General features: G+C 72.4%; 1 protein-coding gene. It reads right to left on the bottom strand.

The window, feature by feature from the left end; genetic code table 11:
• A partial coding sequence (locus tag ADK65_RS35510) for an acyltransferase domain-containing protein (protein ID WP_159038865.1) occupies positions 1–823 on the bottom strand: 823 nt, incomplete at both ends.

Here is an 823-nt window from a genome sequence, read left to right as displayed (position 1 = left end):
ATGCCCCACCAGCACCGCGGGCCGCACACCCCAGTGCTCGTACAGCCGGAACAGACCCACCTGCAACGCGAACAACGCCGTCTGCGTGTACAGCGTCCGATCCAGCAACCCCTCCGTACCAGGCATGCCGAACGCCACATCCGCCACCGGATACTCCGCCCCCAGACGACGGTCGATCTCCGCCGCCGCCCGCCCGAACGCCTCCGCGAACACCGGGAACCTCTCCGCCAGTTCACGGCCCATCCCCGCGTACTGACCCCCCTGCCCCGAGAACAGGAACACGACCTCGTGCTCCCGGGTGCGGGCGCTGTACGTCCCGGGCGACACGCCTCCGTCCGCCAGGGTCCGGAGGCCGTCCAGGAGTTCCTCGGGGGTGCGCCCCACCACGACCGCCCGGTGGGGGAAGTGGGTGCGGGTGGTGGCGAGTGAGCGGCCGACGGACGTGGGATCGGGGGTGCCGCCTTCGAGGACGTACGCGCGCAGCCGATCGGCCTGTGCCCGCAGTGCCTGCTCGCTCTTCGCGGACAGCGGCCACAGCCAGGGGCCGTCGCTCCCGGTGTGTTCGTCCTCCCCGGCGGGTTCCTCGGCCGGTGCCTGCTCCAGCACCGCGTGCGCGTTGGTGCCGCTCACCCCGAACGACGACACCGCCGCCCGGCGCGGACCCTCCGACTCCGGCCACTCCCGCTCCCGCGTCAGCAACCGCACCCCGTCCGGCCACTCCACGTGCGGCGTCGGCTCATCCACGTGCAAGGTTTTGGGCAGCACACCGTGCCGCATCGCCTCCACCATCTTGATGACCCCGCCCACACCGGCCGCCGCCTGC

It is taken from the genome of Streptomyces sp. NRRL B-1140 (genome assembly GCF_001280065.1).
GTDB lineage: Bacteria > Actinomycetota > Actinomycetes > Streptomycetales > Streptomycetaceae > Streptomyces.
The sequence above is the reverse complement of the archived record's forward strand: the minus strand, read 5'-3'. Positions and strand labels throughout refer to the sequence as shown.